Annotated in this window: 21 protein-coding genes and 1 riboswitch; of the genes, 6 read left to right on the top strand and 15 right to left on the bottom strand. The window is 71.6% G+C overall.

Annotated features, from left to right (window positions below; genetic code table 11):
- Window positions 1-88 precede the first annotated feature (88 nt).
- The 3 genes from ACIOKD_RS22655 to ACIOKD_RS22665 all read right to left on the bottom strand — a co-directional run bounded on the left by ACIOKD_RS22655 (window position 89) and on the right by ACIOKD_RS22665 (window position 4,326).
- On the bottom strand, window positions 89-514 hold the full coding sequence (locus ACIOKD_RS22655; RefSeq protein WP_402086777.1) for a GNAT family N-acetyltransferase: 426 nt from the start codon (window positions 512-514) through the stop codon (window positions 89-91).
- A 357-nt stretch (window positions 515-871) separates the two neighbouring features.
- A complete protein-coding gene (locus tag ACIOKD_RS22660) occupies window positions 872-3,439 on the bottom strand; it encodes an ABC transporter permease (protein WP_402086780.1) in 2,568 nt (855 codons plus the stop codon).
- 11 nt (window positions 3,440-3,450) lie between these two features.
- Complete coding sequence (locus tag ACIOKD_RS22665) at window positions 3,451-4,326, bottom strand: ABC transporter ATP-binding protein (RefSeq protein ID WP_402086783.1); 876 nt, start codon at window positions 4,324-4,326, stop codon at window positions 3,451-3,453.
- 200 nt (window positions 4,327-4,526) lie between these two features.
- On the opposite strand from ACIOKD_RS22665, the gene ACIOKD_RS22670 reads away from it, so the two are divergent.
- Window positions 4,527-4,802 carry a toxin-antitoxin system HicB family antitoxin gene (locus ACIOKD_RS22670; RefSeq protein WP_402086786.1) on the top strand — a complete coding sequence of 92 codons (276 nt, stop codon included), beginning with the start codon at window positions 4,527-4,529 and terminating at the stop codon, window positions 4,800-4,802.
- Between the two features lie 115 nt (window positions 4,803-4,917).
- Window positions 4,918-5,256, top strand: a complete 339-nt coding sequence (locus tag ACIOKD_RS22675) for a fic family toxin-antitoxin system, toxin component (protein ID WP_402087039.1) — start codon at window positions 4,918-4,920, stop codon at window positions 5,254-5,256.
- 75 nt (window positions 5,257-5,331) lie between these two features.
- Here ACIOKD_RS22675 and ACIOKD_RS22680 read toward each other — a convergent pair whose 3' ends face one another.
- Window positions 5,332-6,018, bottom strand: coding sequence for a class I SAM-dependent methyltransferase (locus tag ACIOKD_RS22680; RefSeq protein WP_402086789.1), 687 nt, complete (start codon window positions 6,016-6,018; stop codon window positions 5,332-5,334).
- Between the two features lie 161 nt (window positions 6,019-6,179).
- Window positions 6,180-6,866 carry an esterase/lipase family protein gene (locus ACIOKD_RS22685; protein ID WP_402086792.1) on the bottom strand — a complete coding sequence of 229 codons (687 nt, stop codon included), beginning with the start codon at window positions 6,864-6,866 and terminating at the stop codon, window positions 6,180-6,182.
- 169 nt (window positions 6,867-7,035) lie between these two features.
- Here ACIOKD_RS22685 and ACIOKD_RS22690 point away from each other — a divergent pair, with 169 nt between their 5' ends.
- Window positions 7,036-9,261 carry a LuxR C-terminal-related transcriptional regulator gene (locus ACIOKD_RS22690; protein WP_402086795.1) on the top strand — a complete coding sequence of 742 codons (2,226 nt, stop codon included), beginning with the start codon at window positions 7,036-7,038 and terminating at the stop codon, window positions 9,259-9,261.
- Between the two features lie 82 nt (window positions 9,262-9,343).
- On the opposite strand, the gene bioD is transcribed toward ACIOKD_RS22690, so the two are convergent.
- The 3 genes from bioD to bioB are packed head-to-tail and all read right to left on the bottom strand — an operon-like array spanning window position 9,344 to window position 12,585.
- Window positions 9,344-10,063, bottom strand: a complete 720-nt coding sequence (gene bioD / locus ACIOKD_RS22695; protein WP_402086797.1) for a dethiobiotin synthase — start codon at window positions 10,061-10,063, stop codon at window positions 9,344-9,346.
- 1 nt (window position 10,064) lies between these two features.
- The gene (locus ACIOKD_RS22700) at window positions 10,065-11,384 is read right to left on the bottom strand and encodes an adenosylmethionine--8-amino-7-oxononanoate transaminase (RefSeq protein WP_402086800.1); all 1,320 of its coding nucleotides are present in this window, start codon (window positions 11,382-11,384) and stop codon (window positions 10,065-10,067) included.
- Window positions 11,377-12,585 carry a biotin synthase BioB gene (gene bioB, locus ACIOKD_RS22705; RefSeq protein ID WP_402086803.1) on the bottom strand — a complete coding sequence of 403 codons (1,209 nt, stop codon included), beginning with the start codon at window positions 12,583-12,585 and terminating at the stop codon, window positions 11,377-11,379. Before bioB ends, ACIOKD_RS22700 begins: the two co-directional genes overlap by 8 nt.
- 243 nt (window positions 12,586-12,828) lie before the next feature.
- Here bioB and ACIOKD_RS22710 point away from each other — a divergent pair, with 243 nt between their 5' ends.
- Window positions 12,829-14,025 (top strand): 8-amino-7-oxononanoate synthase, encoded by a 1,197-nt coding sequence (locus ACIOKD_RS22710; protein WP_402086805.1) that lies wholly within the window; start codon window positions 12,829-12,831, stop codon window positions 14,023-14,025.
- On the opposite strand, the gene ACIOKD_RS22715 is transcribed toward ACIOKD_RS22710, so the two are convergent.
- Both ACIOKD_RS22715 and ACIOKD_RS22720 read right to left on the bottom strand, forming a co-directional pair.
- On the bottom strand, window positions 14,009-14,245 hold the full coding sequence (locus tag ACIOKD_RS22715) for a DUF397 domain-containing protein (RefSeq protein WP_402086807.1): 237 nt from the start codon (window positions 14,243-14,245) through the stop codon (window positions 14,009-14,011). The genes ACIOKD_RS22710 and ACIOKD_RS22715 overlap by 17 nt on opposite strands.
- A 9-nt stretch (window positions 14,246-14,254) precedes the next feature.
- The gene (locus ACIOKD_RS22720) at window positions 14,255-15,124 is read right to left on the bottom strand and encodes a helix-turn-helix domain-containing protein (RefSeq protein ID WP_402086810.1); all 870 of its coding nucleotides are present in this window, start codon (window positions 15,122-15,124) and stop codon (window positions 14,255-14,257) included.
- A gap of 260 nt (window positions 15,125-15,384) precedes the next feature.
- On the opposite strand from ACIOKD_RS22720, the gene ACIOKD_RS22725 reads away from it, so the two are divergent.
- The gene (locus tag ACIOKD_RS22725; RefSeq protein ID WP_402086813.1) at window positions 15,385-15,828 is read left to right on the top strand and encodes an ATP-binding protein; all 444 of its coding nucleotides are present in this window, start codon (window positions 15,385-15,387) and stop codon (window positions 15,826-15,828) included.
- Window positions 15,829-15,966: 138 nt separating this feature from the next.
- On the opposite strand, the gene ACIOKD_RS22730 is transcribed toward ACIOKD_RS22725, so the two are convergent.
- The 4 genes from ACIOKD_RS22730 to ACIOKD_RS22745 form a co-directional block, all read right to left on the bottom strand.
- Window positions 15,967-16,467 carry a DUF6328 family protein gene (locus ACIOKD_RS22730; protein ID WP_402086816.1) on the bottom strand — a complete coding sequence of 167 codons (501 nt, stop codon included), beginning with the start codon at window positions 16,465-16,467 and terminating at the stop codon, window positions 15,967-15,969.
- A gap of 98 nt (window positions 16,468-16,565) precedes the next feature.
- The gene (locus ACIOKD_RS22735; RefSeq protein ID WP_402086819.1) at window positions 16,566-17,039 is read right to left on the bottom strand and encodes a C40 family peptidase; all 474 of its coding nucleotides are present in this window, start codon (window positions 17,037-17,039) and stop codon (window positions 16,566-16,568) included.
- 3 nt (window positions 17,040-17,042) lie between these two features.
- Window positions 17,043-17,229, bottom strand: a riboswitch (cyclic di-AMP (ydaO/yuaA leader).
- Window positions 17,230-17,600: 371 nt separating this feature from the next.
- Window positions 17,601-17,909 carry a hypothetical protein gene (locus ACIOKD_RS22740; protein ID WP_402086822.1) on the bottom strand — a complete coding sequence of 103 codons (309 nt, stop codon included), beginning with the start codon at window positions 17,907-17,909 and terminating at the stop codon, window positions 17,601-17,603.
- Between the two features lie 7 nt (window positions 17,910-17,916).
- Window positions 17,917-18,633: an ATP-dependent Clp protease proteolytic subunit gene (locus ACIOKD_RS22745; RefSeq protein WP_402086823.1), complete on the bottom strand. Its 717-nt coding sequence runs from the start codon at window positions 18,631-18,633 to the stop codon at window positions 17,917-17,919.
- Between the two features lie 70 nt (window positions 18,634-18,703).
- Here ACIOKD_RS22745 and ACIOKD_RS22750 point away from each other — a divergent pair, with 70 nt between their 5' ends.
- Entirely contained in the window at window positions 18,704-18,994 is a 291-nt protein-coding gene (locus ACIOKD_RS22750; protein ID WP_402086826.1) for a type II toxin-antitoxin system Phd/YefM family antitoxin, read from the top strand.
- A 415-nt stretch (window positions 18,995-19,409) separates the two neighbouring features.
- Here the strand turns inward: ACIOKD_RS22750 and ACIOKD_RS22755 are convergent, their stop codons facing one another.
- Complete coding sequence (locus tag ACIOKD_RS22755; RefSeq protein WP_402086829.1) at window positions 19,410-20,444, bottom strand: ABC transporter permease; 1,035 nt, start codon at window positions 20,442-20,444, stop codon at window positions 19,410-19,412.
- Window positions 20,445-20,471 lie beyond the last annotated feature (27 nt).

Here is a 20,471-nt window from a genome sequence, read left to right on the forward strand (position 1 = left end):
AGCGCGCGGTGTCGGCGCGGCGGGACGCCGGAGCGTCGGATGTCGGAGGGCTCGCCCATGGGCGGAAGCTCACACCTTTCCTGGGGTGTCACTCGACCAGCGGCTTGACCCAACGCCGCCAGTGCTCTTCCGGCGCATACCCCGCAGCGCGCCATGCATGGTGCGCCGATTCGTTGCGTCGCAGCACCATCGCGTCGCCGCGGCGCCCGCCGAGCCGTACGAACCGTTCCTCGGCCGCGGCCAGGAGCGCCGAGCCGATGCCCTGGCGGCGCCGGGCCGGGTCCACCGCGAGCCGGTACAGATGGCAGCGCCAGCCGTCGAAACCGGCGATCACCGTGCCCACGAGCTCCCCGTCCCGCTCGGCGAGGACCAGCGCCTCGGGGTCGCGGACGATCAGCCGCTCCACGCCGTCCCGGTCGTCGCTGATGCTGGTGCCCTCGGCGGCGGTCCGCCAGAAGGCGAGGACGGCGTCGAGGTCGTCGAGCACGGCGGCTCGTATCCGAAGATCACTCATGCGCCGATCCCATCACGGGCGCCGCACATGGACACCGGATTCCACGATACGGACACGCACGCGGACGCACACACGCCATCGACGTGCACACCCGGTGCCCACGCGCCCGTGCCCGTGCCCGTGACACCCGCGCCCGCGACACCGCCGCCGGGCCGGCGCTCCGATACCCGCCCCGAACCCGCGCCTCCGCGTCCGGACCCCCGCGCCCAGGTCCGCGCCCAGGTCCGCGGTCGGGCCCGTGCGCCCGTGCGTCCGCGCCCCGGCCCGGAAGCCGGGCAGGGCCGCCGGGCAGGGCCGGACAGGGCCGGTCCGGGGCGCGCCCCGCATCCATGTGCCGGCGCCCCCGCCCCCGCCCCCTCACTCGTGCGCGATGGCGGCCAGCACGTTCATCCGTGACGCGCGCAGTGCCGGGAGCAGGGCCGCCACGATGCCTACGACGGCCGAGCCCACGACGACCGCGACGAGTGTGGTCCAGGGGATCGCGAACGCCTTCATCCCCTGCAGGGCGAGGACCTGCTGCACGCACACGCCCCACACGAGCCCGAGCGCGAGCCCGAGGACCGCGCCGAACACGGCGATCACCACCGACTCCAGTCGGATCATCCGGCGCAGTTGCCGCCGGCCGAGTCCGATCGCGCGCAGCAGCCCGATCTCGCGGGTGCGCTCCACGACCGACAGGGCGAGGGTGTTGACCACGCCGAGCACCGCGATGACGATCGCGAGCCCCAGCAGGGCGTACACCAGGTAGAGCAGCACGGCGATCTGGTCGTGGATCAGCTTCTTGTAGTCCGCCAGGTCACGTACCTGCACCTGCGGATACGGGTCGAGTGTCTTGTCGAGGTCGGCGCGCAGGGTGTCGGCGGAGGCGCCCGAGGCCGCGTTCACGTACAGCACGGAGTCCTGGCCGCCCGGCACGAACTCCTCGATGGTGGCGAAGCCGAGGAAGAGCCCGCCCTGTGTTCCGAAGCCCTCCGCGGCGTCCTGATCGGTCAGCGCCGCGACCTTCAGCTCGGTCCTCCGCCCGGCCGGGAACTCGACGGGGACCGTGCTGCCGACCCGCACGTCGTGGTCCTCGGCGAAGCCGGCGTCCATCGCGATGTTCCCGGCCCCGAGCGCGGCGGCCGTGTCCCCCTCGGCGTAGGTGATGCGGGCGACCTCGTCGAGGTCCGGGTCGTAGGCCGACGCGGTCGTCTCGACGCGGTCGCCGTCCGGCAGCCGGACGGCGACCGGCGCGAACCGCTGCCGTACGACGAGCCCCGCGCCCTCCGTGGCCATCACCCTCCCGGTGATCTCCTGCGGGAACGGCATGAAGTTGGCGTTCTGCACCACGAAGTCGGCGCCCAGCGTCTTGTCGATCTGCTCGTCGAAGGACTTGGTCATGGACGCGCTCGCCACGGACATCCCGCCGACCAGGGCGAGACCCACCATCAGGGCGGCCGCGGTGGCGCCCGTGCGACGCGGGTTGCGCAGCGCGTTGCGCTGGCTCATCCGGCCGACCGAACCGAACACGGCGGGGAAGAACCCGCCGAGGACCCGGATCACCGGACGGACGAGCAACGGCCCCGCGATCACCGTCGCGATGAGGGTGAGGACGACACCGAGGCCCAGCAGCGAGGCGGCGGACGAGGTCTGAGTCGCCGTCGCGCAGCCCACGAGCGCGGCGGCGCCCAGCGCTCCGACGATCGCCCCCACGACGGCCCGTACCCGCAACGGCCGTCCCACACCGGCGATCTCGGCGTCCGCCAGCGCGGCCATCGGCGACACCGTGGACGCCCGACGGGCCGGCAGGTACGCCGCGACGAAGGTGACGCCCACCCCGACGACGTACGCCGCGACGGGCGTCCCCCACCCGATGACCATCTCGGTGGTCTTCAGGTTCATGCCGAACACACTCATGAGCTTGATCAGCCCGAAGGCGAGTCCGATGCCGGTGGCGAGGCCGAGCGTCGACCCCACCAGTCCCAGCAGGACCGCCTCCGTGAGCACGGACCGGCGCACCTGCCGCCGGTCGGCGCCGAGCGCGCGCAACAGGCCCAGTTCGCGCGTGCGCTGGGCGATCAGCATGGAGAAGGTGTTGACGATCAGGAAGACTCCGACCAGCACCGCGATCCCCGCGAAGCCGAGCATCACGTACTTGATCACGTCGAGGAATCCGCCGAGTTGGGACGCGGCCGTCTCGGCCTGCTCGTCGGCGGTCTCCAACTCGTAGGTCCCGGCGCCGAGTTCCGTGGCGATACGCCGCTTGAGCTGCGCGTCGGTCAGTCCCTGGTCCGCGTCCACCTGGATACTGGTGGCGACCCCGCCCCGGCCCAGCAGCTTGTCGGGCGCGACGGCCGGGTCGAGGAAGACGAGTGCGGCGCCGGGGTTGGTGGTCTTGAAGGTCGCGATGCCGACGACCTCCACCTTGAACGACCCGGGCTGCGCGATCACGGTCAGCGGATCACCGATGTCCACGTGTTTCTTGTCGGCGGTGTCCGCGTCGAGGAGCGCCTCGCCGGGCCCGCGCGGGGCGTGCCCCGAAGTCAGTGTCACGGGGCTGCGGTCGGTGACGTACCAGTCGGCGGCGACGGTGGGCGCGCCCGTGGTCGGGCCCACCGACTCGTTGTCCTCGTCGACGACGGTGACGTTCTCGACGGAGACGTCCGGACGCGCGAGGGCGACCCCGTCGACTTTCGCGAGCCGGTCCACGAGGTTGGTGGGCACCGTCTCGACGGCCCCGGAGGGTATCTGGGACTTCAGATCCTCCTTCGGATTCACGGTGACGTCGGCCGAGGTGGACGCGAAGAGCCGGTCGAAGGTCTGGCTGACCGTGTCCGAGAAGATCAGGCTGCCCGCGACGAACGCCACGGACAGGACGACGGCCAGCGCCGAGAGCAGCAGCCGGCCCTTGTGGGCGAGGAAACTCCGGAGTGTCGCCTTCAGCACGACGGCCTGCCTCAGTCCCGGTCGGGGGCGATGCCCTGGTGGGGAACGCCCTTACGGTCGGTGCCGGCGTCCCCCTCTGACGTTTCAGATGTTGCGGATGTCTCGGACGTCCCGCGGATCGTGTCGAACCTCTTCATGCGCTCCAGCACCGCGTCGGCCGTGGGCCGGGCCATCTCGTCCACGATCCGCCCGTCCCCGAGGAAGAGGACCAGGTCGGCGTGGGCCGCCGCGCCCGGATCGTGGGTGACCATGACCACGGTCTGCCCCAGCTCGTCGACGGCGTCCCGCAGGAAGCCGAGCACCTCCAGGCCGGCGCGCGAGTCGAGGTTGCCGGTGGGTTCGTCCGCGAAGATCAGCTCGGGACGCGAGGCGAGCGCCCTGGCGCAGGCCACCCGCTGCTGCTGACCGCCGGAGAGCTGCGCGGGCCGGTGCTTGAGGCGGTCGCGCAGGCCGAGCTGGTCGATGACCTGGTTCAGCCACTTCTCGTCGGGCTTCTGGCCCGCGATGTCCATGGGCAGTGTGATGTTCTCCGCCGCGTTCAGGGTCGGGATCAGGTTGAACGACTGGAACATGAAGCCGATCCGGTCCCGCCGCAGCCGGGTCAGCTCGTGGTCCTTGAGTCCGGTGATCTCGGTGTCGCCCAGCCACACCTGTCCGGCCGAGACGGAGTCGAGCCCCGCCAGGCAGTGCATCAGAGTGGACTTCCCGGATCCCGAGGGACCCATGACCGCCGTGAAGCGGCCACGCGCGATGTCCACGTCGACCGAGTCGAGGGCGAGCACGGTCGTCTCACCCGACCCGTACGCCTTCGTCAGACCTCGGGCGCGGGCCGCTGTCTCCTCAGGGCCCGCACGCCCGAGGGCGTGCTCCGCAGCTGCTGTGGACAAGACCGCCTCCCCGTGGTCGGACTCCGGTGTCCGCGGCGAGCCTAGTGTGATCCGGGGCACACCCGGTATCCCCCCGAAGTGCCGGGTCTTCTCCGTCGCAGGTCGGTCACCTCAGGGTTCATGTAGGGGGCACCCTTAGGGGGTGCCCGGTGGCTCGGCCCCTATTGCCCTTGCTAGCGCTTCGGCGCTAGCTTCGAAGTATGGCTAAGACCCAGCTGAACGTGCGCGTGGACGAGGGCACCGCCCGGGCCGCGCGTGAGCGCGCCCTGGCTCGCGGGATGAGCGTCAACCGCTACATCGAGGAACTGGTCAGGCAGGACACCGGGGAAGCCGGCCACACCTTCGTCGAGGCCGCCGCCGACTTCATGAAGCAGTACGAGTCCGTCTTCACCGAGGAGTTCGGTAACGACCGGGCGACCGGCCGGGGTACGGACCGGGCGCCGGACCGGGGTGCGGACCGGGAAGGCCGTCGCTGAGCCCTTGAACGAACCAGACGAACCAAACGAACCAAACGAACCAAACGAACCATCTGAGCCTTCTGAGCCTTTGAACGAACCACTGAACATCAGAGTCGACCTCGCCTGGCTCCTCATGGTCGCCGAGCACAAGACACCTGGGGACCCGCAGGTCGTCGACTGGGGTGCCCTGGTCGCCGCGGTCGGCCGGCACGAGGCCGAGATCTTCGGCGTCCCCGTGTACGACAGCCCGCACGCCCGCGCCGCCGCACTGCTCCAGGTCCTGCTGCACGTCCCGGCGCTGGAGCGCTCCAACGCGATGTTCGCGATGGCCGTCGCCTACGCCTACCTCGTCGCCAGCGGCCTGAAGGTCGTCACCTCGCCCGAGCAGGTCCGGGACCTGGCCGGACTGGTCAAGACGGGCGAGGCCACGGTGCGGGACATCGCGCGCGAGCTGCGCCAGTGGACTCTCTGAGACCTGCCCGCCGACCGGCCTCGCCCGACCTGCCCGCCGACCGGCCCCTCCGTCAGAGCGGCCGTCGGAGCGGCCTCAGGAGGTGGACGGGCGGCGAGCCGTGCCCAGTACGCAGTACGAGCTGGGCGTGCGCGGCCCCTTCTCGGGCACCAGCAGCCGCCGGTGAGGGCCGAGTTCGTACCCCGCGTCCCGGATCGCGCCCACCGGGTCCCGGCCCACATGGCAGCCGCCGAACAGCGGTGGCCACACCGTGCGGTCGAGGAGGCGCTGTCCGGCCGCCATCGCCCGGCCGCCGCCACTGCCGTGCTCGAAGAAGCGCAGCTCACCGCCCGGACGCAGCACGCGGTGGATCTCGGCGAGGGCCCGCGGCAGATCTCGTACGCTGCACAGCACCAGTGAGACCACGGCCCCGTCGAACGCCTCGCTCTTGACCGGCAGGGCCTCCGCGACCCCCGGCACCACGTCGACGGGCACGTCGGAGCGGAGTGCCGCGGTCACGGCCAACTGCCGCAGCCGGCGCTCGGGTTCGATCGCGACGACCTCCGAGACCGTGCTCGGATAGTGGGCGAAGTTCAGTCCGTTGCCCGCACCGATCTCGATGACCCGGCCGGAGAGTCCGGCGAGCAGTTCCTCGCGGTGGACGCCGATCGTCGGCTCGGCCGCCACACTGAGCCGGGCGTAGAAGCGGGCGAACAGCGGATGGTGCACCGGAGCCGTGGACAGTGCGCCGGTCTGGGCGGTGCTGGAGCCGCGCGATCGCATGGGGCCTCCCCCTGGGGCGTGGACCTACCGCGATTGTCCCCCCGGAAGGGCTCGCTCACCCGTCCGCCGCCGCGGATTACCGCTGGGGCCCGGCCCACGGACGCCTGACGCCCGCCCCGCGGCCCCGGTCGAGCGGGGCCACGGGACGGACTCGTGGGACGTCAGGCTATGAAGTCCCGCACCTGCTCGTAGACGCCGTAGTCGTTGTTCATGTCGGTGTGCGAGACGCATCCGACCTCTACATTGGTGGCGCCGCTGAGGATCGCGCTGGTGTCGGGGGTCAGTGCGTCGTCGCAGTTCGACCAGTAACTGGCGTAGGAGACACTGCCGGGCGTCTCGTCCCCCGAGTTGAGCGACGTCAGGAACGAACTGCCCGTGTACATCTGCGCGCACGACGTGTAGAGCCACTGGCACCAACCGGCCGTCGTGGTCCCGTGGTTGACGCCGGCCGTCGAGACGAAGTCGTCCACGTACGCCGTGCCGCCGAGGTTCTTGAGGTAGTAGCGGGAGTTCAGCGCGCCCATGGAGTGGACGACCAGGTCGACCTTGGCCGCGCCTGTCTGGGAACGTACGCTCTGGATCTTGGTGGCCAGCTGCTGGGCGGTCGTGACGTTCGACTGGCCCCAGTCGTACGACCAGGAGTGGAGCTCGGCACTCGTGTAGCCGTCGGCCTCGAAGTCGGCGACCCAGTCGTCCCAGCTGCTCGACGAACTGCTCAGTCCGTGCACGAGGACGACGGGGTCGTGGGTGGCCGAGTGGGCCGGGGAAGCGGGCAGGGACAGGAACATGAGCAGCGACGCGAGCGCGGCTGCGAAGACCGTGCCGGCAGTGCGGATGCGGCGGGTCATGACGCCTCCTGACGGGGGTGGGTTCGTCAGGAGTGTCCGGTGGAATCTACGCGCGCCGCATCGATGAAAGCACCGGTCTTTACGCACCACTTGACTCGCCAGTAACGTGAGCGGCGTGGTGACCTCGGTGAACCCCCCGCCTCTCCCGCACCTTTCGCCACCGCCCCTGATGAACGTTCCGGAACAACCGGACAACGCCTCGCGGACCCACACGCGAACGCCGTTGTCCGAGGGTGTCCGGGCCAGGGTGCTGTGCGCCGCGCACGGTGATCCGCTCGCCGCGGCGGAACTCGCGGCGGCCCTCGGTGAGCGTCAGAGGGCCGGTCTCGAACCGCTTCCGGCCGACCCCGTCGGTGCGGTACCCGGCCTGCTGCGCTCCCGTCGCCCCGAACTGCGCTCGCTCGTCCCGGCCACCCGGCGCCTGCTGCTGATCGCGGCCGCCGACCAGCACCCGTTCGCCACGCGTGCCTATCAACGGGCGGTCGCCGCGGCCCGGTTGGACACCGGTCTCCTCGACGACGCGGAGGCGGCCGGGCTCGCCCGTACGACCTCCGCCGGGGTCGTGTTCCGGGACCCCTGGACCCGTATCGCCGCCTATGAGACGGCGTCCGCCGTCGACCGCCGCGAGACGCACCGCCTTCTCGCCCGGGTGCTGCGCGGCGAGGGCGAGGCGCCCCGCCGGTCCTGGCACCGGGCCGCCGCGGCGCTCGGCCCCAGCCGGCGCCTCGCGGCGGAACTGCGCGCCTCGGCGCACGAGGCGCGCGCCGCCGGTGAACACGCCCTCGCCTGCGGGCTCCTCGAACGGGCGGCCGCCCTGACCCCGGACCCACGTGACCGCCCGCGCCTGCTGGCCCGGGCCGCCGCCGACGCCTGGCGCTCCGGCGACGGCGACCGGGCCCGCCGCCTGGCCGCTCACGGGGACGTCGACGGCATGAGCGGAGTGCTCGCTCTACGCGCGGAGAACGCCTCGGAGGCGTTCGACGCGCTGCTCGCGGCGGTGGAGCGGTGCGCCGAGTCGAGTACGGGCGGCCGTGCGGTGGCAGATGCGCCGGCCGTGGGCGCGGCCGACGCCCGCGGGGCCCGCCCCGCCGTTCCCGACCTCGCCGCGCACCTGGTGGCACGTGCCACCGAAGCCGCCATCTACACCGGTGACCTGCGCCGCTGCCGGGAGGTCGCCGCCGTCGCCGCCCGGCTCGGGATCGCGGCACCCGGCACACTCGGTGGACTGACCGCCGCGTTCGAGGGCCGGTACGAGGACGCCCGCGACCTGCTGCGAGCGACCGCCGGACGCCGCGGGTCCGGCGGCGACCCCACCACGCTGATCCACTCCTCCATCGCCGCGCTGCTGCTCGGTGACCACACCCGCGCGGCGTCCGCGGCCGTCCGGGCCGCCGCCTCGGCCCGTGCCATGGGCGAACCCGCGACCGTTCCGCAGGCCATGGAGTTCCGGGCGTACGCCGAGTTCTGGACGGGACGCCCGCGATCCGCCTCAGCCGCCACGCTGGAGGCTCTGCGACAGGCGTACGCCACCGGACAGGACAACGGGGCCTGCCACCTCCAGGCGGCCCTCGCCATGTTCGCGGCCGTCACCGGCGACGAGGAACTGTGCCGGGCGCGCGCCGAGGTGGCCCGCGCGCACGCCCTGGAGCACGGCCTCGGGCTGCCCGCCGCGCTGGCCCTGTGGGCGCTCGCCTTCCTCGATCTCAGCACGGGCCGTTACGCGGCAGCCGCGTCCCGGCTGCGCGCGCTCGCCGGATTCGGCCCCGGGCACGGGCACCGGGCCGTCCGCCACCTCGCCACCCCGCACTACGTGGAAGCCGCCGTCCGCACCGGCGACACCCGGGTCGCGCGCAGGGCCCACGCCGACTACGACCGCTGGGCCCGTGTCGTGCGCAGCGCGGACGACCTCGCGCTGAGCGCCCGCTGCCGGGCCCTGCTGGCGACCGGGCACGAGGCCGCCGACCACTACCGGACGGCTCTCGACCTGCACGCGGGTGGTACCCGTGACTTCGAACGGGCGCGTACGGAACTGCTGTTCGGCGGTGCGTTGCGGCGGCTGCGGCGGCGGACGGAGGCGCGGGACCGGCTGCACAGTGCCCTGGAGGCCTTCGAGTACTTCGGGGCGCCGCACTGTGCGGCCGAGGCACGGGCGGAGTTGCGGGCGCTGGGTGCGCCTGTCCGGTCCTCGGCCGGTGCGCCCGGCATGGCCGGTCTGCTGACCGCGCAGCAGCTCACGGTGGCGCGGATGGCTGCCGAGGGGGCCACCAACCGGGAGATCGCGGCCCGGTTGCTGCTCAGTCCGCGGACCATCGACCATCACCTGCGCGGGGTGTTCACCCGCCTCGGCATACGATCCCGGATTGAGCTGGTGAGGTTGTTGGCCTCGGAGGGGTGAGGCGGCCTGCCGGGGGGTGTTCCTCGTCCGCGGCCCACCCCCACCCCACCGGAGCCGCACCCGACCCCCGGGCCAAACCCCCTCAGGCCCCCGCATGCTCGGACGCGAACACGTCCGCGTCCCACGTCCCGCCCAGCCGTGGCGCCAGCCAACCGCTCGCCGTGGCACGGAACGCCGCGGTCGGAACCAGGCCCGCGCCCTCCGGCAGAGCGCCCAGCAGCGGCGCCCCCGCCACCACGGGAAGATCCGCGAGATTGCAACGGGCCGCCAGATCCGGCTCGTCCGGCCAACTGCCGATGACGACACCGAGCAGGTCGAGCCCTCGGTACCGCAGTTCCCGCCCCGTCAGCTCCGTCGTGTTGAGCGTCCCGAGCCCGGCGGACGCGACCACCAGCACGGGAGCCCCCAGCAGCCGCGCCGCGTCCGCGAGCGTGCCGCCCTCGTCGTCGAACCGTACGAGCAGACCGCCCGCGCCCTCCACCAGCACGAGGTCGTGTTCGGTGGCCAGCTTGCCCGCGGCCTCCGCCACCTGCTCGGGCCGCACCGGCGCGAGACCGGCCCGCCTGGCCGCCGTGTTGGGCGCCAACGGCTCGGGATAGCGGGCCAGTTCGACGGCCGTGACCGCCCCCGCGAGCCGCGCCACCTCCTCGGCGTCCCCGGGCTCACCCGGCAGCACGCCCGTCTGCGCGGGCTTGAGCACGGCCACCGACCGCCCCGCCGCGACGGCCGCCGAGGCGACGGCGGCCGTGGTGACGGTCTTCCCGACCTCCGTGCCCGTCCCGGTGATCACCCATACCGTCATCTCAACCCTCCCGTGCCGCCGCGCACACGGCCGCCGTGATCCGCTCCAGGTCGGCGTCATCGGTGACGTACGGCGGCATCGTGTAGACGAGGTCCCGGAACGGGCGCAGCCACACGCCCTCGCGCACCGCCGCCCGGGTCGCCGCCGCCATGTCGATCTCGTGGTCCAACTGCACGACCCCGATGGCCCCGAGCACGCGTACGTCCCGGACACCGGGCAGTTCCGCCGCCGGCGCCAGACCGTCCCGCAGCCCCGCCTCGATACGCTTGACCTCGCTCCGCCAGTCCTGGCCGAGGAGGAGGTCGATCGAGGCACAGGCCACGGCGGCGGCCAGGGGGTTGCCCATGAAGGTCGGGCCGTGGGCGAGGACCGGTACCTCGCCCCGCGAGATGCCCTCCGCGACCCGCGAGGTGCACAGCGTGGCCGCCATCGTCAGATACCCGCCGGTCAGTGCCTTGCCGACGCACATCACGTCCGGTGTGACCCCTGCGTGCTCCGCCGCGAACAACGCCCCGGTACGCCCGAAGCCCGTCGCGATCTCGTCGAAGACGAGCAGCACGTCATGAGCGTCGCACGCCTCGCGCAGCACCCGCAGATAGGCGGGGGAGTGGAACCGCATCCCGCCCGCGCCCTGCACCACCGGCTCCACGATCACCGCCGCCAGCTCGTCCGCGTGCCGCTCGATCAGCGCACGCAAGTGATCGGCGTACGCCTCCTCGTACGCGACCGGTGGCGCGTCGGCGAAGACCTGTCGCTGGAGCACGCCCTGCCACAGTTCGTGCATCCCGCCCTCGGGGTCGCACACCGACATCGGCTGCCAGGTGTCGCCGTGATAGCCGCCGCGCCAGGTCAGCAGGCGCTGCTTGCCAGGGCGGCCGAGCGAACGCCAGTACTGCAGGCACATCTTGACGGCGACCTCGACGGACACCGAGCCGGAGTCGGCCAGGAAGACATGCTCAAGTCCTTGCGGTGACATGTCGACAAGGCGCTTCGCCAGGCGGACGGCCGGCTCGTGCGTGAGCCCGCCGAACATCACATGGCTCATCCGTCCGAGCTGGTCGCGCGCCGCCTCGTTGAGGACCGGATGGTTGTATCCGTGGATCGCGGACCACCAGGAAGACATGCCGTCGATCAGTTCGCCGGTCCCGTCGCCTCCACCGGCCAGTCGCAGCCGCACCCCGCTCGCCGACTCCACGACGAGCGGCTCCTGCCGGCCGGGCATCGGCCCGTACGGATGCCAGACGTGCCGCCGGTCGAGATCGAGCAGCTCACGGACCTGATCGGCAGCCATGCCCACGCCGGGCGCGGGCAGATCAGGCATTGGGCGCGAGATCCGTTCCGGCGCCCCGGCGGCGTACCGAGACCAGGTCCGTACGCGCCGCGGAGACCGGTTCCGGGGCCTGTTGTCCCGGGGCCCGCTCCGTGCCGCCCGAGCCACAGGGACCGCGGCCGGCGCCCTCGTGCGAGCCGCACCCCGCGTCCGCGTCCGTGTGCGAGCCGCATCCGGCATGCGCGGTGGCCCGGTGCTCCGGGAGCGTCACCTCGCCCGTGCCCTCCACCTCGAAACCGGCGTCCGCGATCATGTCCAGGTCGGCCTGGCCCGCCTGGCCCTCACTGGTGAGGTAGTCGCCGAGGAAGATCGAGTTGGCGAGATGCAGGGCGAGGGGCTGCATCGTACGGAGATGGACCTCACGGCCGCCCGCGATACGCACCTCGACGTCCGGGCAGACGAACCGGACCATCGCGAGGATGCGCAGACACCGCTGCGGGGTGAGGTTCCACTCCTTGGCGAGCGGGGTGCCCTCGAAGGGGATCAGGAAGTTGACCGGGACCGAGTCCGGGTCGAGCGCCCGCAGCGCGTGGACGACGTCGACGAGGTCCTCGTCGCTCTCGCCCATGCCCGCGATCAGACCGGAGCAGGCGGACAGACCCGCCGCGTGCGCCTTCTGGACCGTGTCCACGCGGTCGGCGTACGTGTGGGTGGTGGTGATGTCCCCGTACGTCCCCTCCGACGTGTTGAGGTTGTGGTTGTAGGCGTCCGCCCCCGCGTCGCGCAGCCGCTCGGCCTGGCCGTCCGAGAGGAGCCCGAGGCACGCGCACACCTCGACGCCCTCGTGTCGGTCCTTGATCGCCTTGATGGTGTCCGAGACCCGGTCGACGTCACGGTCGGTGGGACCGCGTCCGCTCGCCACCAGACACACCCGCTTGGCGCCGCCCGCCAGCCCGGCCGCCGCGGCCTGGGATGCCTGGTCGGGCTTCAGCCAGGTGTACTTGAGGATCTCGGCCTTCGAACCGAGCCGCTGCGAGCAGTAGGAGCAGTCCTCGGGGCACAGGCCCGATTTGAGGTTGACGAGGTAGTTGAGTTTCACCCGTCGGCCGAACCAATGGCGGCGTACCTTGCCGGCCGCGGCCACCACATCGAGGAGTTCGTCGTCGGAGGTGGCCAGCACGGCCAGTGCCTCGTCGCGGGTCGGCAGCTCGCGCCGAAGCCCCTTGTCCAGCAGCGTGTTCAGCAGGTCCATGAGGTCCGATCCTGGCCTATCCGACCGCGCCGGGCCAAGGAGGAACCAGACAACAGAGAGCGGTCGACGTGTGGGCATTGCCACACCATGGGTGGCTGGTGGTCCGGCTAGGGTCTGTGCGTTGCCTACAAAAGGCGGCTGTGCAGGGTCTGCACAGGACAGTGGGGACGGCCGGGCGGAAAGTCGTGTGTCGGGGCCCCATGGGACACCCGCACCCACCCCCACCTCATGGCCGGAGGACATATGGCCCGATCGCCGTTCGAGTGGATCGACGAGCAGGCACGGGCGCGCACCCGGGCCGGACTCGTCCGTACCCTGCGCCCGCGCCCCGCCGACTCCGCGCTCCTCGACCTCGCCGGGAACGACTATCTGGGCCTCGCCCGGCACCCCGAGGTCACGGAGGCCGCCGCGCGGGCAGCCAGGACCTGGGGAGGCGGCGCCACCGGCTCCCGGCTCGTCAGCGGCTCCACGGAACTGCACGCGGAACTCGAACGCGAACTGGCCGAGTTCTGCGGCTTCGAGTCCGCCCTCGTCTTCTCCTCCGGGTACGCGGCCAATCTCGCCGCCGTCACCGCGCTGGCGCCGCACGGCTCGCTCATCGTCTCCGACGCGGGCAATCACGCCTCGCTGATCGACGGCTGCCGGCTCGCGCGGGGCACCACGCAGGTCGTCGCCCACGCCGATCCCGACGCCGTCCGCAAGGCGCTGGACACGCGGACCGGGCCCGCGATCGTCGTCTCCGACACGGTCTTCTCGGTGGACGGCGACGCGGCCCCGCTGACGGCACTGGCCGCGGCCTGCCGGGAAGCGGGCGAATCCGGTGAGTCCGGTGCGTCCGGTGAGTCCGGTGCGCTTGGTGAGTCCGGCAGGTCCGGCGCGGCGCTGGTGCTGGACGACGCGCACGGTCTCGGTGTCATCGGCGACGGGGGGCGGGGCGCCGCGTGGGCGGCGGGACTCGCGGGCGCGCCCGACGTCGTCACCACCGTCACCCTGTCGAAGTCGCTCGGCAGCCAGGGCGGTGCCGTCCTGGGACCGGCCCACGTCATCGACCATCTGGTGAACGCGGCCCGCACCTTCATCTTCGACACGGGTCTGGCCCCCGCGGCGGCGGGCGCCGCCCTGGCGGCCCTGCGTCTGCTGCGCCGGGAACCGGAACGGGCCGCACGCGCGCGTGCAGTGGCCACCACGCTGTACGAGCGCCTGACGGCCGAGGGGCTCGAAGCCGTACGGCCCGACGCCGCGGTCGTCTCCGTGCGCGCCCCCTCCCCGGAGCAGGCGCTGCGCTGGGCCGCGGAGTGCCGTGCGGCGGGTCTGGCCGTCGGCTGCTTCCGTCCCCCGTCGGTCCCGGACGGCATCTCACGGCTGCGGCTCACGGCCCGCGCGGATCTCACCGACGGACAGCTCGACCGGGCCGTCGGCGTGATCATCGAAGCGCGCTGACAAAGCCTTCCCAGGCCGCGGGGGCGAAGAGGAGGGCGGGCCCCGACGCGTTCTTGGAGTCGCGCACCGCGAGCAGTCCGGCCCACGGGCCGAAGTCCGGCCGGGCCGTCTCGACGCAGTTGTTCATTCCCGTGCTGCGGCTGCTGCGCTGCCACCGCACACCGTGCAGATGAGCGCTGGGACGGTTGCTGAAAGGTACGTACCGAGGCGTGGCGGGCATGGTGCCTCCTTATGCGCCGTCAGCTACACCGGCGATGAAGTCCAACGTGTCCCCGGGCGAAAGGGCGAGGCCCTGAAGGGAGTTGAAGGCCTCCTCGTACGACTGGAGGTCTTCTCTCCGTTCGAGATAAAGGCTACTCGTCAAGTGGTCGAGAACAACCACATCCAGATCAGATCTGTTCGTAAACGAAAAAATAACAAAGGGCCCGGTGACTCCGACGTGAGCCCCGACTCCGAAGGGAAGAACCTGAATCCGCACGTGAGGGAGGTGCGCGGCCTCCCGCAGCCGCTCCAACTGCCGTGCCATCACCTCTGGTCCGCCGACGGTCCGCCGCAGCACCGCCTCGTCGAGAACGGCACTCAGGCGGAGCGGTGTGTTCGAACGCAGTACGTCCTGGCGCGCGAGGCGCACCTTCACCAGTACCTCCACCAGCGCGTCCACCCTGCCGTCGTGCGCCCCGCCCACCGCGGCCCGCGTCACCTCGCGGGCGTACTCCGGCGTCTGGAGGAGGCCGGGGACCACGGAGTTCTCCAGCGTGCGCATGGCACCCGCCTGCGACTCCAGACTGATGAAATCGCTGTACGTCGCAGGCAGGAGGCCCCGATAGGCGTGCCACCAGTGGTGCCGGCCGTCGTCGTCCGAGCCGGCCAGCACGACGAGTAACTCGTGCAGCTCCGGGTCCCGGACGTCGTACGCGTCCAGGAGCCGCCGCACGTCCGCGGGCTTGACCCCGCTGCGGCCGGTCTCGATCCGGCTCACCTTGGACTGATGCCAGCCCACGAGGCGGGCCGCCTCACCGCTCGTGAGGCCCGCGCGGGCGCGCAGGGCACGCAGTTCGGCGCCGAGCTTACGTCGGCGCACCGCGGGGCCGTACTGCATGGCCGTCTCCTTCCGACCGTCGCGCAAGCGCTATGGCGCCCGGCGTCACGCCGACGGTAGAGGACAAACCGGCTGACCGCCCAAATACGGTCGACGGTCGCAGAGTTCACCGCTTCGAGCGACAGATATATGCATATCTTGGTGGATCGGCACCACGAACGCCGAGGTAGTGGCACGCTGGCGCAAGCACCAGGCCGGGACCGTCTCGAAGTCATCCGCTTCGGTCGGGCCCCGGTCCCGTGGGAAAGGGACGACGTCGCATGGCAGACCACCAGGAAGCATCCGTCACTCTGCCGAGCGATCCCGCCTCGGTCTCCGCCGCCCGTACGTATGTCACCGACGTCCTGGCCACATGGGGACTGCCTTCCGACTCGGAGACCGCCGACACGGTCCGGCTCATCGTCTCCGAACTCGCCACGAACGCGGTACAGCACACCTTCGGACTGTCACCCACCTTCACGGTGGACATCGAACTCGACCGTGACGAACAGCTGCGCATCGGCGTGACCGACAGCCACCCGCGCTTCCCGAAACGGCTGCCCGCGGCCGTCCAGCAGGACAACGGCCGGGGCATGGTGATCATCCGCTGGCTGACCGCGGAGTCCGGTGGCAAGCTTTCGGTCCGGTCCACCAGGGAAGGCGGAAAGACCGTGTCGGTCACGCTGCCCTGGACGGTACCGGTGGAGCCGGTCTCGGCCGACTGACCGACGGCCCGTGACGGCGCCCTCAAGGGGCGCGGGGCAGTATCGACATGCGGCTCCGCCGCGTAAGCGCGACCAGCCACGACACGCCCGCCGACAAGATTTCAGACATTCACAAGATTTCAGACATTCAGCGGAGCGCTAGCCCTCATCGTCCGAGGTCTTGTCGACGGCCCGTTTCAGCAGGTATGGCAGGACCTCCCACAGACCGACGCAGAGGAGCAGAGTGGTCGCCCCGGCCACGATCCCCTCGGTCCGGTCCACCGCCACGTCCACGACGAGCAGCACGGAACCGGTGAGAGCGAGCGCGAGCACGGCCAGGCCGGCCTGCGCGAGCCGGGACGAGGCATTGACCACCAGCGGCTTGGCGCCCCGCTGGAACAGCCGCCGGTGCAGGGCGGCGGGGGCCGTGAAGAGTGCCGCCGCCAGGACCGAGAGCAGCAGGGTGACGACGTACGTGGTGCGCTGCACGGTGTCGAGGGACGGGAACCGCGGGGTGAAGGCGAGGGTGAGCAGGAAGGCGAAGAGGATCTGAACGCCCGTCTGGGTGACCCGCAGCTCCTGGAGGAGTTCGAGAAAGTTCCGGTCGGCGCGCTCAAGACGGGTCTCGTTGCGCCCCTCGTGGTGGTGCGGATCGGCCATAAGTGAACGAGTAACCATTCAGCCGCCGAAATCACGCGTCATGCCCGGGTCCCTCACGGGGCGGCCGTGGAGATCGCCACGGCCGCCCCGTGGGTGGATCACCTGACCCGGCCGTACCAGACGCTCTTCGTCCAGATCTTCTGGAGCTTCACCACATCCCCGGTCTTCGGCGAGTGCCAGATCCGTCCCTTCCCGGCGTAGATGCCCACGTGGTAGACGTTCCGGCCCGAGTGGAAGAAGACCAGGTCCCCCTGCTTGCGCTTCGAGGAGGAGACGTGGTTCGTCTTGTTGTACTGGGCCGCAGCCGTGCGGGGCAGCTTCTTGCCCGCCTTCTTGAACGAGTAGAGCGTGAGGCCGGAGCAGTCGAAGCGCTTGGGCCCCACGGCCCCGTACTTGTACGGGGCGCCCTTCTTGGAGGCCGCCACCTTGAGTGCCTTCGTCGCGGGAGTGGCCGCTTCCGCATCGGACGCGAAGCCAGGGGCCACTATGCCGCCGCCTACGGCGGCGATGGTGAGGACCGATGCGGTACCGGCCCTGCTGAACAGCGACGGGACACGATTGAGCGCAGTCATGCGCAACCCTTCGTCAGCCGCCTGTGAAGGATGACCTGTCGGATTCGGGCTGGCGAAGTTGCCCGGCCGCAGCTGCGGCTTCACCCCAAGGGCCACTCGGATCTCTCCGGCGGCCCGTCGTGCCTGGGTCCTCCACTCCTGCCGATGCACTTCTGTCGACCGGTCATCCGGGCAGCGGCAGGACTCGGCGTCCGCCCGGACCGCCCCGCCGCTTGTGGCGGGGGCTTGTCGTCGCAGGGATCTTGACGCACTGATGTCCCAAAAGCCGAGCGGAATCGGCGATTTGTGGTCTTACTCACCACTCACCCGTTCGGGTGGACAGCCCTTTCTGCGGGTGGGTGTCGAGAGCCTCAAGGACCCTCGCACCAGCACTGGAACAGTTGATTCCGCCTCGGACGTACGTGCGTTGCGCAACTCGCCGGGGCCTGGGGGAGCAGTTGCGACTACGCCGACCGGGGGTACGCCGTCTGGTGCGTTTCAACTCCGGTGCGGACGCTTCGTCAAGTGCGCGCGTGAGGCCGGACCGAGGGGTGTGGTGTTTGTCAGGTGTCGGTGTCGGTGTCAGGTGTCGGAGCTGGGCGGCAGGGCGACCCGGCTCGCCCTGCGCTCACCGTCGAGGACGCGCAGGGCCCGCGCCAGGGTTGCCGCGTGCAGCTCGTGTTCGCCCCGCTGGTGCATCAGGGTCAGGGCGTCGCGCAGCGCGGTGGCCCTGCCGACCAGTGCCTGGGCCGCGCGCAGTCCGCGGTAGGTGTCCCCGGAGTGTGCCGGGTTGATCCGGCCGAGGAGGTCGACCACCTCCAGATACCGGTCGATCAGCTCGGCTTCGGCCCGCGTCAGAGCCGGCAGCGGGGGCAACTCGGGTGGGAGCATCGGCGGATCACCCCGCGCCGGGTGCGTCGGACGGGCCGGATGTGCCGGACGGGCCGGGTGTGTCGGACGCGCCGAGGGCAGTCTTGCGGCTGGGGACGATCCGGTCGATCAGCCCGTACTCCAGCGCCTGGTGGGCGTCGAGGATCTTGTCCCGCTCGATGTCCGCGCCGATCCGCTCCCGGCTATGCCCCGTGTGCCGGGCGAGCATCTCCTCCAGGCGGGCGCGGGTGCGCAGCAGTTCGTCCGCCTGGATGGCGAGGTCGGACGCCTGTCCCTGAACCGGCTCGGACAGGAACGGCTGATGGAGCAGAACGCGGGCGCCCGGCAGCGCGTACCGCTTGCCCGGTGTGCCCGCCGCCAGCAGCACCGCGGCGGCCGACGCGGCCTGGCCCAGGCAGATGGTCTCCACCTCGCAGCTGACGAACCGCATCGTGTCGTAGACGGCCGCCATCGCGCTGAAGGAGCCGCCTGGGGAGTTGATGTAGAGCGAGATGGTCCGGTCGGGTGCCTGGTACTCAAGGTGCATGAACTGCGCCATCACGTCGTTCGCGGACGTGTCGTCGATCGGCGTCCCGAGAAAGACGATCCGTTCTTCGAGGAGCTTGGAGTACGGATCCATGGTCCGCGTCCCCGAACTGGTGCGCTCGGTGAACTCGGGCAGGACGTGGCGGGCGGACGGCCGAGCTGGCGGCTGAGCTGGCGGTCGGGTTGTTGAGCGGGTCACGACACACGCCTCCTCTGGGAGAGGTCCTGTAAAAAATGTACAGGACGTACATGACGTTATGATGGGGAGCATGGCCTACGAGATTCCGGTGACGCAAGCCAGGGCTGAGCTCGCCGACCTGATCAACCGCGTGGTGTACGGCGCGGAACGCGTCGTCGTCACGCGGCACGGCAAGCCCCTCGTCGCCCTGGTGTCCGCGGCTGACCTGGAGCGACTTGAGAAGCTCGACGCGGTGGGGGACGAGCAGGTGGTCAGTTCGGTGTCCGGGGTCCGCGGGGTCGCGCCCGTGTCCGCGTCCGGCTCGGGCGAACGGCAGCGGTTCGGGATCGCGGCGGAGCATCGGGGGCCGGGGGTGTCGTAGGGTCGTCGTCCGGTGCGTCCGGTGCGGGCGGGTGGGGGCGGGCCGCGCAGTTCCCCGCGCCCCTGGCTGGATGGGGTGACGCCGGATGTCCGGTTCTCCGGGCCATCCCGTCCGTCACCCCGCCAACCATGTCGCTGCCCACCCGCCCGTGGCAGCCTGACGTGCTGCCTGAGCCGCCACTCACCCAGGGGCGCGGGGAACTGCGCGGCCGACCCCCGTCGGGTCGCATCCGGCGTCGGAGCGCGAGCAGGCGAAGTCGACGGGCTGCCCAGGCCGTCATTCACCCAGGGGCGCGGGGAACTGCGCGGCCGACCCCCGTCGGGTCGCATCCGGCGTCGGAGCGCAAGTAAGTGTGAAGGACCGTGCACCCCCGTCCGCTACTGCGGGGTGCACGGTCGGTTCGTGGTGCGGGTGGTCAAGGCGCGGGGGCCGGCCCCCGGCCGGACGACGCGGATGCCCTGCGCCGCTTCAGCGCGCTGCCCAGCAACACCGCCCCCAGGCCCAACGCGGCCCACCACGCCAACGTCAGCGCCGGCCCGGACGCCGCGGCCCCGTCGAAGAAGGAGACCGAGCGCAGAAGCGAGGCCCCGGCCCCCGGCGGCAGCCACTGGCCGATCACGCCGACCGGCGCGGGCAGCATCTCGGGTGCCGAACTCGCACCGGAGAACGGGTTGCCGAGCATCATCACGACGAACGCGCCGAGCCCTGTCCCCGGGGTGCCGAGCAGCGCCGCGAGTCCTGCGACGGCGGCGCTCACGGCCAGCGTCGAGAGCGCCAGCGCGCCCGCCTGGGGCCACCAGCTCCCGGTGAACGCCCCGAGCCAGTTGCCCGCGATGAGTGCGGCCACCGTACCGACCACCGCCGCCGCGCCGATCAGCGCGGCGATCGCGCGCCGGCCGCGCAGACCCAGCAGGGTCACCGCCGCTCCCGCGGCGATACCGGCCAGCGTCATGGGGAGCACGCTCGACGTGAGGACCGAGCCGCGCGGGTCGTCCGCGGAGGCCGGTACGACGTCGAGGGTCTCCATCGGGGCGCCGTCCGCCCGTTGGGCCATAGCCTGCTGGAGCGACTGCGCCACGAGCGGGCTCGCCGCCGAGGCGGTGAGCAACTTGCGGCCCCGCTCGGTGACGACGACCGCGCCGTATACGGTCCGGTCCTCGATGGCGTCCCGGGCGGCGGCCTCGTCCGCGTAGCGGTGGATCTCGAAGGCGCCCTCGTGGGCTTCGAGTTGCCTCTGCACCTGGGCGGTCGCGCTCGCCGGGCCGGCCAGACCGAGCGGCAGATCGTGGGGAGCGGTACGGGCCGCGGGCCAGGCGAAGGCCCACAGGGCGAGCGCCGCCAGGACCGGGATCAGCAGTACGACGGCTGCGATGCGGCGGCGGTGCGACGGCTGTTGTGAGGGGTGGTGTGTCGACGCGGACGTAGTGGACGTGGCGGACGTGGCGGACATGCTTCTTCCCTCGATTCGGATGGGTGG

This window comes from Streptomyces sp. NPDC087844 (genome assembly GCF_044742785.1).
In the GTDB taxonomy this organism is placed as follows: domain Bacteria; phylum Actinomycetota; class Actinomycetes; order Streptomycetales; family Streptomycetaceae; genus Streptomyces.